Annotated in this window: 12 protein-coding genes; 7 read left to right on the top strand and 5 right to left on the bottom strand. The window is 66.7% G+C overall.

The window, feature by feature from the left end; translation table 11 throughout:
• Window positions 1-66: 66 nt before the first annotated feature.
• Window positions 67-870, bottom strand: coding sequence for an APH(3')-II family aminoglycoside O-phosphotransferase (locus tag N5C18_RS11755; RefSeq protein ID WP_279944667.1), 804 nt, complete (start codon window positions 868-870; stop codon window positions 67-69).
• Between the two features lie 184 nt (window positions 871-1,054).
• Here N5C18_RS11755 and N5C18_RS11750 point away from each other — a divergent pair, with 184 nt between their 5' ends.
• Window positions 1,055-1,771, top strand: a complete 717-nt coding sequence (locus N5C18_RS11750; protein ID WP_279944666.1) for an SDR family NAD(P)-dependent oxidoreductase — start codon at window positions 1,055-1,057, stop codon at window positions 1,769-1,771.
• Window positions 1,772-1,867: 96 nt separating this feature from the next.
• Window positions 1,868-3,814: an EAL domain-containing protein gene (locus N5C18_RS11745; RefSeq protein ID WP_279944665.1), complete on the top strand. Its 1,947-nt coding sequence runs from the start codon at window positions 1,868-1,870 to the stop codon at window positions 3,812-3,814.
• Here the strand turns inward: N5C18_RS11745 and N5C18_RS11740 are convergent.
• Complete coding sequence (locus N5C18_RS11740) at window positions 3,811-4,422, bottom strand: TetR/AcrR family transcriptional regulator (protein ID WP_053449559.1); 612 nt, start codon at window positions 4,420-4,422, stop codon at window positions 3,811-3,813. The genes N5C18_RS11745 and N5C18_RS11740 overlap by 4 nt on opposite strands.
• Before the next feature lie 104 nt (window positions 4,423-4,526).
• Between N5C18_RS11740 and N5C18_RS11735 the strand changes: the two genes are divergently transcribed.
• The 4 genes from N5C18_RS11735 (at window position 4,527) to N5C18_RS11720 (ending at window position 8,001) form a co-directional block, all read left to right on the top strand.
• Window positions 4,527-5,603 (top strand): MBL fold metallo-hydrolase, encoded by a 1,077-nt coding sequence (locus N5C18_RS11735; RefSeq protein ID WP_279944664.1) that lies wholly within the window; start codon window positions 4,527-4,529, stop codon window positions 5,601-5,603.
• Between the two features lie 223 nt (window positions 5,604-5,826).
• On the top strand, window positions 5,827-6,570 hold the full coding sequence (locus N5C18_RS11730; protein WP_279944663.1) for an SDR family oxidoreductase: 744 nt from the start codon (window positions 5,827-5,829) through the stop codon (window positions 6,568-6,570).
• A 16-nt stretch (window positions 6,571-6,586) separates the two neighbouring features.
• Complete coding sequence (locus N5C18_RS11725; protein ID WP_279944662.1) at window positions 6,587-7,084, top strand: DUF1097 domain-containing protein; 498 nt, start codon at window positions 6,587-6,589, stop codon at window positions 7,082-7,084.
• A gap of 23 nt (window positions 7,085-7,107) precedes the next feature.
• Entirely contained in the window at window positions 7,108-8,001 is an 894-nt protein-coding gene (locus N5C18_RS11720; RefSeq protein ID WP_279944661.1) for an SDR family oxidoreductase, read from the top strand.
• A gap of 94 nt (window positions 8,002-8,095) precedes the next feature.
• Here N5C18_RS11720 and N5C18_RS11715 read toward each other — a convergent pair whose 3' ends face one another.
• Both N5C18_RS11715 and N5C18_RS11710 read right to left on the bottom strand, forming a co-directional pair.
• Complete coding sequence (locus N5C18_RS11715; protein ID WP_271260373.1) at window positions 8,096-8,593, bottom strand: DNA-binding protein; 498 nt, start codon at window positions 8,591-8,593, stop codon at window positions 8,096-8,098.
• Window positions 8,594-8,626: 33 nt separating this feature from the next.
• Window positions 8,627-8,869, bottom strand: a complete 243-nt coding sequence (locus tag N5C18_RS11710; protein WP_279944660.1) for a hypothetical protein — start codon at window positions 8,867-8,869, stop codon at window positions 8,627-8,629.
• A gap of 221 nt (window positions 8,870-9,090) precedes the next feature.
• Here N5C18_RS11710 and N5C18_RS11705 point away from each other — a divergent pair, with 221 nt between their 5' ends.
• Window positions 9,091-12,207 carry a discoidin domain-containing protein gene (locus tag N5C18_RS11705; RefSeq protein ID WP_279944659.1) on the top strand — a complete coding sequence of 1,039 codons (3,117 nt, stop codon included), beginning with the start codon at window positions 9,091-9,093 and terminating at the stop codon, window positions 12,205-12,207.
• Between the two features lie 97 nt (window positions 12,208-12,304).
• Here N5C18_RS11705 and N5C18_RS11700 read toward each other — a convergent pair whose 3' ends face one another.
• The gene (locus N5C18_RS11700; protein ID WP_279944658.1) at window positions 12,305-13,279 is read right to left on the bottom strand and encodes an ABC transporter substrate-binding protein; all 975 of its coding nucleotides are present in this window, start codon (window positions 13,277-13,279) and stop codon (window positions 12,305-12,307) included.
• Between the last annotated feature and the right edge of the window lie 10 nt (window positions 13,280-13,289).

The raw sequence follows: 13,289 nt of genomic DNA, 5'->3' as shown, positions 1-13,289 counted from the left end.
GAACGTTCGTCCATTTCACAGTGCGCGCAAAGCCACCGGCAGGCCGGCGTTCAGCCCCCGCTCGCTTCAGAAGAACTCGTCGAGCAACCGATAGAACGCCAGGCGCCGCTCATCGGCGATCACGCCGTAACGCTGGAACAGCGGCGCCACCCAGCGCGTGTCACCAGAATTGTGCACGAGGCTGCGCGCGGCCAAGGCCAGGTCCTGGTAGCGGTCGGCCACGCCCAATCGTCCGCAATCGATGAAACCGCTGAAGCGGCCGTCGGCCACCATCAGGTTGGGCAGGCAGGCATCGCCATGGCAGACCACCCGGTCTTCGTGCGCCGGCCGGCTCGCGCAAAGCTCGACAAAGACCTGTTGCGCGCTCTGGCCCAGGCGTTCGTCGTCGAAGTCGTCGGCGTCGACCACACCGGCTTCGACGCGTGCCTGCGCGGCATGGAGGCGCGACGCCAACCGCTGGTCGAACGGACAGGCTGAAACCGGCAAGGCGTGCAGGTCGCGCAATGCGTCGGCCAGCACGGCCACCACCTGTTGCGGTGGCAGATCCGCAGACGTGGCCAGGTCGCGGCCCGGCAGCGCACTCATCAGCAACCAGCGCCGGCCCGCTTCTTCGGCAGTGGCCATCACCGTCGGTGCGGGCTGGCCCTGTGCCTGCAACCAGCGCAGGCGCGCGATCTCATCACCCAGTTCGCTGAAGGCATCGATCACTTCCGATTTCAGGAACGCATCGGCCTGTCCGGGCCGGTGCACGCGGGCAACATCCGCGCGTGAGACACCGATCGACTGCCGCTCAAAACGCGCGCCAGCCAGGTCCTGCTGCCACGCCTGCGGCAGCGGCATCTCGGCAGGAGTGGATCCGGTTTCGTCCATGCACATGCGCAGGTCCAGCGTCGGTCGGTGACGATGGCGATTGTCGCGCACTTCCGGCAGGTGCGTCGCCGCGCTGAACCAGGCCCATACGCCAACGCGCGGTTCGATGGACGAATCACTGCCAGCCGTCCACAGTGGCCGGCGCCGCGATGGTCGCTGCAACTCCCGCATACAAGGAAGCAACATGAAGTTGATGGTCATCGGCGCCAGCAGGGGCCTCGGTCGGGCATTCGTCGAAGGCCTGTGCGGCACGGGCGACACCGTCATCGGCGTCTCGCGCGGTCGCCCGCACGACATTGCCTGTCCCGAAGGCGTCGAGCTGCAATGGATCGAAGCGGACCTGTCGCGGCCAACCGACGCTGCCGACCATATCGCAGCGCAGGCACCAGCCGATATCGATGTGCTGATCCACAACCTGGGCATCTGGGAAGACAAGGCCTTCAGCGACGAGTACGCCTTTCTCGATGAAAGCGATGCCGCGCTCGCGCAGCTGGTCGACGTCAACATCACCGCCACCCTGATGCTGCTGCAGCGCCTGTTGCCCCGTGTATTGAATGCAGCACGGCCACAGCTGGTGCTGACCGGTTCGACCTCGGCACTGCCGCGCAGCGGCCGACCGGAAGTGGCCTTCGGCGCTTCGAAGTTCGCGCTCAACGGCATCGCCGAAGCGCTGCGCGAAGGCTTCCGCGAGCGCCGTCTGGCAGTCACCAGCCTGCAGCTGGGCTATCTCAATACCGACGATGCACTGTCGGTACCGGTGGCTGACGCCGCAGCGCGCGGCGAAGGCGGGCTGGTGCCCGTGCACGACGTGGTGGCCATGGTGCGTGCACTGCTGCAGCTGTCGCCTTCAGGCTTCGTGCGCGAACTGGTGCTGCCGGCCATCGCCGACCCGCGCTACTGACCACGGCGGCCAGCGCAGGGAGGCGTCAGTGGCCGCGCGCGCGGCCGTGGTTTACCCTGCTCCTCACTGGCCGTCGGTCACAGGCGGGAACCTGCTATGGATGCGCTTTCACGGGTTACGGCCCAGGTTCTGGACAGCGCCCTGCCCAGCCTGCCGCTGTACCTGCTGCAGGCCACCGCCGTCATCGGCATGATCGGCGTGCTGCTGATCGCCACCCGCCGCGCCGGCCATGCCATCGAAGGGCGCCGCCTGTATGTGGGCGTGGCGCTGGGCCTGATCTATCTGTTCAATTCCTGGTTCGTGGCCCGCTATACCCAGGGCGTGGTCAAGCTCCACCTCGGCTTCGACATCCTGCTGGTCAGCGGCCTGCTCGGTGGCTGGCGCGGTGGGCTGGCCTGCCTGGCCGCCAGCCTGCTGGCCCGCTACCAGTTCTCCGGCACCCAGTTCTTCCTGCCTGCGGCCCTTGAATCCCTGCTGCAGATGCTGGCCGGCATCTGGCTGCGCCGGCGCCTGCACCCCCGCATGCTCAACGAACTCTCGCTGCCGATGATCCTGCAGGCCTGGGGCGTGCGCATCGGCGTGACCGCGCTGGGCCTGGCCCTCGGCGTGGCGATCATCGGCGCCGATCAGCTGCCGGTGGCAGAACTGGCGATCCAACGCCTGCTGGCACTGCCCGTGTCGCTGTTGATGCTGGGCGCCGTGTTCGCACTGGTCTACAACGATGCGCAGATCGATGCCCAGCGCCAGCGCGAGCAGGCCTGGCTGCGCATCGACCCGATCAGCGGCCTGCCCAACATGCGCGCGCTCGGCGAACGCCTGCAGCACTATTGGCGCGACAACGACGGCATAGGTCATGCCTGCCTGATCGTCGCCGAGATGGGCAACCTGCGTGACCTGCGGCTGCGTTATGGGCCGCTGCAGGATAACGGACTGTGGCGGCGCGACAGCGGCGACGATGTGCACCGCCTGCTGCCATCACTGCCTGCGGACAGGCTGGAGATCTACCAGTTCGGTGATGCCGCGCTGGCGATCCTGGTCCAGGGCCTCTCGTTGCCGGAGCTGCGCACGCAGCCCCACATCACCGAACTGGCGTCCGGGCTGGCCGAGCGCATCAGCGAGGAGTGGCCAGGCTTCCGGCCGCTGGTCCGCTGCGCGGTGGTCGAACTGAAGCCACCCGGTGACGCCGACGATGGGCACCTGCCCTTCCGCGCGATCACCCTGGCGTTGAGCGCGATCGAGTCGGGCGTCGTGTTCTTCGACGATCCGGTCCAGCGCGACAGCGAGATCGACGTGCTGATCGAAGGTGCACTGGAACGCTGGCTCCGCCACGGCGACGCGCCGTTGTGCTACCAGCCCAAGCATCGCCTGCAGGACCGGCGCCTGGTCGGTGCCGAAGCGTTGTTGCGCATGCGCGACGGCGAGGGCCGGATGATCACGCCGATGCGGGTGATCTCGCTGCTGCGCCGCCAGGGCCGCCTGGCCGACCTGGAATGGGCCACGCTGCAGTCGGCCATCCACTTCCTGCAGCAGTGCCGGGGTGAGGGCCTGCAGCTGACCGTGGCGGTCAATGTCTCCGCCGAGTCGCTGCGCCTGCCCGGTTTCGGCCTGCGCCTGCAGGAACTGCTGCAGCTGCATGATGTGCCCGGGACGATGCTGCGGCTGGAAATCGTCGAGTGGACCGAGATCGTCGAACGCGATGTGGTCGATGCCAACATCGCGCAATTGCTGGCGGCCGGGGTGACCCTGTCATTGGACGATTTCGGTGCGGGCTACTCGACCCTGATCCTGCTCTCGCAGCTGGCCATCGCCGAGGTCAAGATCGAGCAGGCGTTGATCGCCACGCTGTCCGATGCCAAGTCACAGTCGATCGTGCGTTTCATCGTCGAAGTCGCGCATCGCTGCGGCGCGATCGTGGTAGCCGAAGGCACCGAGACCCTGGCGCAGGAACAGCAACTGCGCGCACTGGGCGTGGATGTCGGCCAGGGCTATCTGTATTCGGCAGCGCTACCGGCGGACGAATTCCGTCGTTTCGCCGCCAGCTAGATCGCGTAGTAGCCCAGGAACATCGCCACCGCCGACTCGGCCACGCGCGCGCGCTCCTCGGCGTTCAACGGTGCCTGCCCCATCGTCACCTGCGGCCAGAACGCAAAGCTCTTCACCAAGCCGTGCAGCTGGTGGCCGGCAAATTCCGGATCGACCGCGCGCAGTCGTCCATCGGCAATCGCCGCACGGATCCACGCACTCTCGCCGCTTTCCTTCTCGCCCATGCGGCACACGATCGCCTGCGCGCGTTCCGGCGAATGGATGATCTCGGCCATCGCCACCCGCGCCAGATCGATGAAGTTGGCGTCGCTGAGCAGCTCCAGTTTCTGCCCCACAAGCTGCAGCAGCTGTGCCGGCAGTGGCTGGTCGGCGCGGTACGGCAGCGTGTCGCTGGCCACGCTGCGCTCCCACAGCTCCTCCAGGATCATCGAGAACAACGCTTCCTTGCTGGGGAAGTGGTTGTAGACGGTGCGCTTGGAGACCCCGGCCGCTTCGGCGATGCGGTCCATGCTGGTGGCCTCGTACCCCGATGCACGGAACTCCTCCACCGCCGCGCGCACGATGGCGTCGCGTTTGCGGTCGGTCAGGCGTTGCGGGGCACGGGGCATGGCAGGAACCAGTCAGCTGAACGGATGCGTACATTTTACACCGAGCAGTGTACTTTTGAAAAACACGAAACTACACTGTGCAGTGTACCCAGCGGACGTCACCCATGAAGCGCCTGCTCCTTGTCCTTTTGCTTGGAATCCTCGCCGTGACCGCCTACACCTTCTGCAAGTCCTGGTCCCTCCCCGACTTCCCCGATTCGCCGCAGTACCGCGACGGCAAGTTCCGCAACGCCCTGCCGCGGCCGGCAATGGGCCTGCGCGACGGCGCGGAGATCTGGTGGACGTTCCTGTTCAACAAGCCCAAGGGCACGGTGCCGGCGCACCCCATTCCGGTGCTGCCGCTGGACCGCGCCCGCCTCGACGCCGCGCCCGACCGCAGCCTGTTCCGGCTGGGTCACTCGACGATCCTGCTGAAGCTGCGCGGCCAGTACTGGCTGACCGACCCGGTGTTCTCCGAACGCGCCTCCCCGGTGCAGTGGATGGGCCCGGCGCGCTTCCACGCACCCCCGATCAGCATCGACGAACTGCCACCGATCGCCGGTGTGATCCTCTCGCACAACCACTACGACCATCTCGACCACGCCGCGGTGATGCAGCTGGCCGGCAAGACCGCGCGTTTCATTGCGCCGCTGGGGGTGGGCGACCAGCTCATCGCCTGGGGCGTGGATGCCGCCAAGGTGGAACAGCTGGACTGGTGGCAGTCGACCGAAGCCAGCGGCCTGCGCCTGACCGCCACCCCGGGCCAGCACTTTTCCGGCCGTGGGCTGGGCGACAGCGATCGCAGCCTGTGGGCGTCGTGGGTGATCCAGGATGGTGACTTCCGCATCTTCTTCAGTGGCGACACCGGCTACTTCGATGGCTTCAAGGCCATCGGCGAGAAGTACGGCCCGTTCGACCTCACCATGATCGAAACCGGCGCGTATGACCCGCGCTGGGCGTTCGTGCACATGCAACCGGAACAGACCCTGCAGGCGCACCTGGACCTGCGCGGCAAGTGGCTGCTGCCCATCCACAACGGAACCTTCGACCTGGCCCTGCATGCCTGGCAGCAACCGTTCGAGCGCATCACCGCCCTGGCGAAGGCAAACAGCGTGCCGGTCGCCACGCCGATGATGGGCGAAGCGCTGGACATGCAGGCGCCGAACGCCGGCACGCGCTGGTGGGAGCAGGTGCAGTTGTAGCCAGCGATCGCGCCCTGCCTGGAACCCTCTGCCGCACCCGCCTCGCGCGGGTGTTGCAGCAGGCACAGCCGCCCCTGGCGGCCCGGACGGGGACCTGCAGCGGGTCGGCGACCTGATTGTTCGGCTGCCCGAATGATATTGCCGGATCAAGGGGGATTATCCGCCCCGCAATCACGTCCAGGATGACCGTGCGCCATGTGGGTGCGCCTTCCTGGATCTGAACATGAACATCGCTTCCTCAACCCCCGTTGCCCTTGTCACCGGCGGCTCGCGCGGCATTGGCGCCGCCATCTCCCGCCGCCTGGCCGCCGATGGCTTTGCGGTGGCCATCAACTACGCCGGTCGCCACCAAGAAGCCGAAGCACTGGCCACCGAACTGATCGCCGACGGTGGCCAGGCACTCGCGCTTCAAGCCGATGTCGCCAACCCGCAATCCGTGCAGTCCCTGTTCGATGCGATCGAGGCACGTTTCGGCGGTGTCGATGTGGTCGTGAACAGTGCCGGGGTACTGGAACTCGCTTCGCTGGCCGAGAGCGAAGATTCCCTGTTCGACCGCCTCATCGCCATCAACCTGAAGGGCGCGTTCAATGTGCTGCGTGAGAGCGCACGCCGTGTCCGCGACGGCGGCCGCATCGTCACCCTGTCCACCAGCGTGGTCGGATTCAAGCTCGAGCGCTACGGCGTCTATGCCGCAAGCAAGGCGGCGGTGGAAACCATGAGCGCCATCCTCAGCAAGGAACTGCGCGGCCGCGGCATCACCGTGAACGCCGTCGCACCGGGGCCGACGGCCACGAGCCTGTTCCTGGAAGGCAAATCAGCCGAACTGATCGACCGGCTGGCAAAGATGAGCCCGCTTGAACGCCTGGGTACGCCGGATGACATCGCCGCTGCTGTGGCCTTCCTGGCCGGTGCCGACGGCGGGTGGATCAACGGTCAGGTCCTGCGAGCCAACGGCGGCGCGGTCTGAACCACGGAGAGACGCCATGAATCCGATTCCCGTTTCCCGCAGCGCTTACGCCCTCGTCACCGTGACTGCGGCGATCACCGCGGCCTTCGCCGCTGCCGGTGCGCTGCATGCCGGCTGGCCGGTGTGGACGATGTTCATCGGTTGGATTGCCTTTTTCACGCGGCTGCAGGGCACGCGCTCCACGATCGAAAACCTGGCCTGCGTCTGGTTCGGGCTGGGCATCGGCGCATTGGCAACACTTGCAGTGGGCCTGCTCTCTCCCTCATTGGGTCCCTCGTTGGCCGTGCCCGTCGTTGTACTGGTCGTAGCGCTGTGCGTGGTTGCCCTGCGTGGCCTGCCGGTGCTGAACAACCTGCTGGGGTACTTCCTAGGACTGGTCAGCTGGTTCGCGGCCCACCTTGAGCCCTCGCTGGCCCATCTCTCCGAGCTGACCGCAGCCAGCGCCCTCGGTTCACTGGCCGCCTGGACCGCGCACACCGTGCCGCAGCGCCTGTTGGCCCGCGCCCGGCCATGACCCTTTCTTCTTCTGGAGCTCCCATGTCACACACTATCCTCATCACCGGCGCATCCTCCGGCTTCGGCCTGATGACCGCCAAGGCACTGGCCCTTGCCGGCCACGTCGTCTACGCCTCGATGCGCGAAACACGCGGGCGCAATGCAACCCGCGTGGCCGACATCGCACAGTGGGCAGACGTACATCATGCCGACCTTCGCAGCGTCGAACTGGACGTACAGTCGGACGCGTCCAGCCAGGCGGCGGTCGAACACGTGCTGGCCGAAGCAGGCGCGCTCGACGTCATCGTGCATAACGCCGGGCACATGGTGTTCGGTCCGGCTGAAGCATTCACCCCGGAACAGCTGATGCAACAGTACGACGTCAATGTGCTGGGCACACAGCGGGTGAACCGCGCCGCGCTTCCGCACCTGCGCCGCCGTGGCAACGGCCTGCTTGTCTGGATCGGCTCGTCCTCCACACGCGGTGGCACTCCTCCGTTCCTTGCGCCCTATTTCGCCGCCAAGGCCGCAATGGATGCACTGGCCGTGTCCTATTCAACCGAACTGTCGCGGTGGGGCATCGAGACCACCATCATGGTGCCGGGTGCATTCACCAAGGGCACCAATCACTTCCTGCATTCGGGCACGCCCGCCGATAGCGCCATCGTGGCCGACTATGAGAACGGTCCCTACGCCGGTGTCGCCGACCAGGCACTGAAGGGCCTGGCAGGGTTGGAGCCTGCAGATGCCGATCCCGAGGAGGTCGCGCGGCAGATCGTGCAGGTGGTGGGCCTGCCACACGGACATCGGCCGTTCCGGGTACATGTAGACCCCTCACAGGACGGCGCCGAAGTGGTCAATGCCGTTGCCGATCGCATGCGACGCGAAATGTATGCCTCCATCGGTCTTGCAGACCTGCTCTCGCCACGAGGCTGAGCCGGGAAGATCAATGCACCTGCGGGGCGCCTTCGGGCGCCCTTTCTGCAGGACCCCAGCGCGCGGGTGACAGCGCTGATGCGGCAGCCTGGCACTACGCCTTCGGCTGCAACCTGCGCCCTTCCCGGGCCAGATTCAACTGCAATGCGGCCGCGGCCAGTTCGGCCATTTCCGTGGTGACCTTCTCGCTGCCACGCGCGCGCAACCAACCCAGAATGTCGGCCAGATGCCAGATGGAGGTTGAGCCGTCATGCACCGGGGACGGAAACGACTGCGGGTTGGCCAGCATCAGCTTTCGCATGTTCTGTCGCGACATCCCGAGCAGATCGGCCACATCCGTAAGCCCCACCAGATCGGGGCTCACCTCCACCAGCTCGGCACCTGGCACGGCCCGCTGCACATCATCCACTGCCGAGCACAGCGCGACCACCGCGCTGTCGGCGTCACGGCAGAAGGCCAGCGCCATCCTTCCCGGCAAGCCGCTGCCCAGAAGCGCGTCGTCACACCCCGCCTCTGCCAGCCGCCGCTCAAGCACTCCGACGTCATCGTAGCGTTCGGGCAAGCGGTACTTCAGGGTGAAATTGAATTCCATCATCTGCCACCTCGCTTCCATCGAAACCTGATTTCATTGCTCACGACTGCAGTTCTCGACCACGCGGCGCAAGGCGCGCGCGAGGTTGCCAGGACTGCGCGGCGTGCTCCAGATGCTCACTACACAGAATTCTCCGCATCGGCAGTCGGTGTCGTTGTAAGGGCAATACATCCGGCCCCACGCGTGGCTCCCACCTACACGGAGACTCCAGCCTCGAGCTTCCGCGAACCGCAGCACCGATTCGATGTCCTTGTCGGGATGACGAGCACGAGACATTCCTTGTTCTCCCCAGTCTGCACATGACAGGCCCGGGTTGTCAAATGACAACCCGGGCACTCAACCTTGAGCAATGACCCTAGGCGATCCTGGCCACGCGTCCAGAGCCACATCCGTCAGCGCTCGCTGCATCGCCTACCGCAGCGCGTCATGTAAACGGTTACAACCCTTGCTAGCGTAGCGCTCGCCCGATCCCGGCCGAACCTGCGAGGTTGTCTGTAATGGCATTTCGCGTTGAACGCTCCACGGTCCTGAAGCTGCCCTCCTCTTTCCGTCCCACCGCAGCCCTGCTGTTTGTCGGGCTGGCATTTTCCGCGCAGGCCCAGAACCTGCCGGCCCGCGACCAGTGGCGGGCAAGTGCTTCATCGCAGCAGGTCCCGGCCATGGCCATCAGCCACCTGATCGACAACGATCCGAGCACGGTGACCGGCGGCGCGTTCAGTCCCGGCCACTGGTTCCAGATCGACCTCGGCGCGCCGGCCACGCTCGCTGGCGTGCGCCTCACCTGGGATGTCTCCAATCCCGAGGGCTACATGTTGCAGACCTCGCTGGACGGGACGCAGTGGCAGACCGCCTACACCATGGGCGATTCACTCGGCGGCGTCGAAACGCTGTACTTCGCGCCACGCCAGGCCCGCTACCTGCGCCTGGCCAGTCCGCAGCGCACCTCCGACTGGGGCGTGTCGATCTTCGAAATGGAACCGCTCGATACGTCGCTCAGTGCGCGCGTGCTCGGACTCGATGCCACGCAGTCCGCGGCGCTGTGGCAAGGCGGCAGTGCGGTAGCCATTCCCGCTGGCAAGGGCGGTGTCCATACACTCGACATCACGTTGCCGCGCCCGCAGCCGAGCACCGGGCTGGCGGTGGACTGGGCCAACGTGCATGGCGCCGCAGCGCTGCAGGCCCAGGATGCAGAAGGCCGCTGGCATGCGCTGGCGATGGATGCGCAGGCCGCGACCCGGCAGCAGAGCTGGCTTGCCGCCAGCGCGCCGCTCGACATCCAGGCTCTGCGGCTGACGGTGCACGGCGACGCTGCGCAGATCGCCCGCATCCGCCTGCTGGGCCCGAAGGCGGTGATGACGCCGATGAAGCGTTACCAGATTGCCGCCAGCGGTGCGCAACGAGCCTTGTTCCCCGCCTCGCTGCAGATGCAGCAGACCTACTGGACCGCTGTGGGTGTGCACGCGGGCCGGCAGAAATCGATCTTCGACGAATACGGCAACCTCGAAGCCTTCAAGGGCGCACCGCTGGTGCAGCCGATCTGGCGCAATGCCGACGGGCACGCTGCAGGTGCCGCCGGGCAGACGGTGCAGCATGCACTGCGCGATGGCTGGAAGCCGATGCCGTCGGCCACCTGGGCGCCGCAGCCCGGACTGGAGCTGCGCAGCGAGGCCTTCGCCATCGAGCGCGACGGGCAGCCGGTCACCCTGCTTCGCCACCGGCTGCACAACAGCGGCACGACCACGATCAACGGCACGCTGACCCTGGTTGTACGCCCGATGCAGATGAACCCGCCGTGGCAGAACGGTGGCCTGTCACCCATCCGCGATGTGTCCGTCGAAGGTCAGGCGGTGCGCATCAATGGCCGTACCCTGCTGCATTCACTCACCCCGGTCACGGCGTCGGGCACCGCGCCTTTCGGTGCGGAAGGCACAACGGAAATCACTGCTGCAATCGCCGCCGGCACGCTGCCCGACACGCAACAGGCGCAGGACGACCAGGGCCTTGCCGCAGCGGCCCTGAGCTATCGCGTTTCGCTGGCGCCCGGCGCCAGCGAGGCCATCGTGGCCGCCTTCCCGTTGGGTACCGCCGCCGCCGATGCCAACGGTGCGCTGCCAGAAGCGCCACCGCTCGATCTGTCCTCGCTGCCGCACGACGCCGATGCCGCGTTCGACACGCTGGCCGCGCAGGCCTCGGCGGATTGGCAGGCACGGCTGGGCCAGGTGGGGCTGCGCCTGCCCGATCCCTCGCTGGTCGACATGCTGCGCGCGCAGGCGGCGTACATGCTGATCAACCAGACCGGGCCGGCCATGCAACCGGGGCCACGCAACTACAACCGTTCCTTCATCCGCGACGGCATGGCCACGTCGGCGGTGCTGCTGCGCATGGGCGAAGCCAAGGTCGCGCGCGACTACCTGGCGTGGTACAGCGAGCACGGCGTGCACGCCAACGGGCTGGTTTCGCCGATCCTCAACGACGATGGCAGCGTCAACACCGGTTTTGGTTCGGACATCGAGTACGACAGCCAGGGTCAATACGTGGCGCTGGTTGCCGATGTCGCCCGGCTCGATGGCGGGCCAGAGTCGGTGCGTGCGTACCTGCCGAAAGTGAAAGCGGCGCTGCGGTTCCTGCAGCAGCTGCGCGAGCGCACGCTGGTAGCGGGTTACATGGCTGACCAGCCGTCGCCGGAACGCTTCGCCGGCATCCTTGCACCATCGATCAGTCATGAGGGCTATCCATCACCGACCCACAGCTATTGGGATGACTACTGGGGCCTGAAGGGCTGGCACGATGGCGCGTGGCTGGCCGACGCACTGGGCGATCACCAAACCGCGGTGTGGGCGCGCCAGCAGTACAAGGCCCTGTACGACGCGCTGCACGCCTCGATCCGGGCGACGATGGCGTGGAAGGGCATCGACTTCATCCCGTCCTCGGCGGATCTGGGAGATGGCGATCCCACGGGCGTATCGATCGCCCTGGACCCGACCGGCGCGCAGAGCGTGTTGCCTGCCGATGCGTTGCGGACCACCTTCGCCCGCTATCTGGAGGACGTGCGCAAGCGCAACCAGCCCGGTGCGCTGTATGCCTACACGCCCTATGAGATCCGCAATGTACTGAGCTACGTGCACCTGGGCCAGCCCGAGGCCGCCGACGAACTGCTGCAGGGCCTGCTGCATGACCGGCGCCCACTGGAGTGGCAGGTGCTGGCCGAGGTCGTGCATTCGCGGCTGCGTTTCCCGCGCTACCTGGGTGACATGCCACACACCTGGATCGGTGCCGAGTATGGTCGCACGCTGTTCGGCATGTTGATGCGCGAAGACGATGATGCGCTGTCATTGCTGCCGGGCACTCCGCCGTCCTGGGTGGCCGGCGATGGGCTGTCGGTGGAACGGCTGCCCACTGCGTATGGCACTTTGCAGATGCAGGCGCGGCAGCGCGACGGCGCGCTGGTGGTCACGCTGGGCGACGGACTGCGCAACGGCACGGCGGTGAAGGTCTGGTGGCCGCAGCGCACGATACCGAAATTGGTGCGTGTGGATGGGCGGCCAGTTGCCGACTTCGATGCCGAGGGCGTGCGCCTGGCGAAGCCGTTCCGGACGCTGGAAGCGCGCTGGTAGAGTCGAGCCATGCTCGACTCATCGCGCACCGAGCGAACTGCAGCCGAGCATGGCTCGGCTCTACAAAAGCGGCGGTAGCGCCGGGCCACGCCCGGCGTCAGAGTGCAGGCAACCCCGGCGGGTTCGTCTGCGACTGCGGCACCGCTTCCTCGGCCACGTTCCAGCGCGCCAGCGCCTGCGCATACGTGCCGCTGCCGATCTGGGTGTTCAAAGCCTGCGTCACTGCGTCGGCAAGGCCGCTGCCCTTGCGGGTGGTCACCGAGATCGCCGCAGCATTTGGCCAGCCACCGGGGAACAGGCCCACGCGCCGCACCTTGCCGTCGCGCGCCGAATAGGCGCCGGTGGCATTGGGTTCGAACGAGACGTCGGCGCGGCCGGTGATCACCGCAAGCCGCCCCACCACCGCATCATCGAAGTACTGGTATTCCACCGGCTTCAGCCCGGCCGCAATGTTCTGCTGGTCCCACTGCCGCAGGATCTGGTCCTGGTTGGTGGCCGCACCGACCACCACCTTCAACCCGGCCACATCGGCAGGTTTGTCGATCTTCCGGATCGGCCCATCGCTGCGCGTATAGATGCCCAGCAGGTCGTAGCGGTAACTGGAGAAATCGAACTTCTTCTTGCGCTCCTCGGTGACCGTCACGTTCGACACCACCGCATCGTACTTGCCCGATTCCAGCCCCAGCGGCCAGTCGGCCCAAGCCACCGGCACGATCACCAGCTTCAGGCCCAGCGCATCGGCAATCAGCCGCGCGATGTCCGGCTCGATACCGACCACCTCCTTGCTGTCGGCACCATAGTCGGCCAGTGGCAGCTGCCCCGGGTGGGTGGCCACGGTGAACGTGCCGGGCGTGACGAAGCGGTAGCCAGCGGGAATCAACGCCTGCGCCTTCGGATCGAGTGTGCCTTTCAGCACGGCGGTGTTCGCGCCGGCCAGGCTGGCCGCGGCCACGTTGCCAGCATCTGGTGCCTGGCGCACGCGCGAATAGACGATGCCAGCGATGCCGATGACCAGCACGCCCACGATCAACAGGGTGCTGCGCGAAGGCCGACGCGGTGCTGCAGGGCTCATGGCGTTCCTT

Source organism: Stenotrophomonas sp. GD03930 (assembly GCF_029839665.1).
Lineage (GTDB): Bacteria > Pseudomonadota > Gammaproteobacteria > Xanthomonadales > Xanthomonadaceae > Stenotrophomonas > Stenotrophomonas forensis.
The sequence above is the reverse complement of the archived record's forward strand: the minus strand, read 5'-3'. Positions and strand labels throughout refer to the sequence as shown.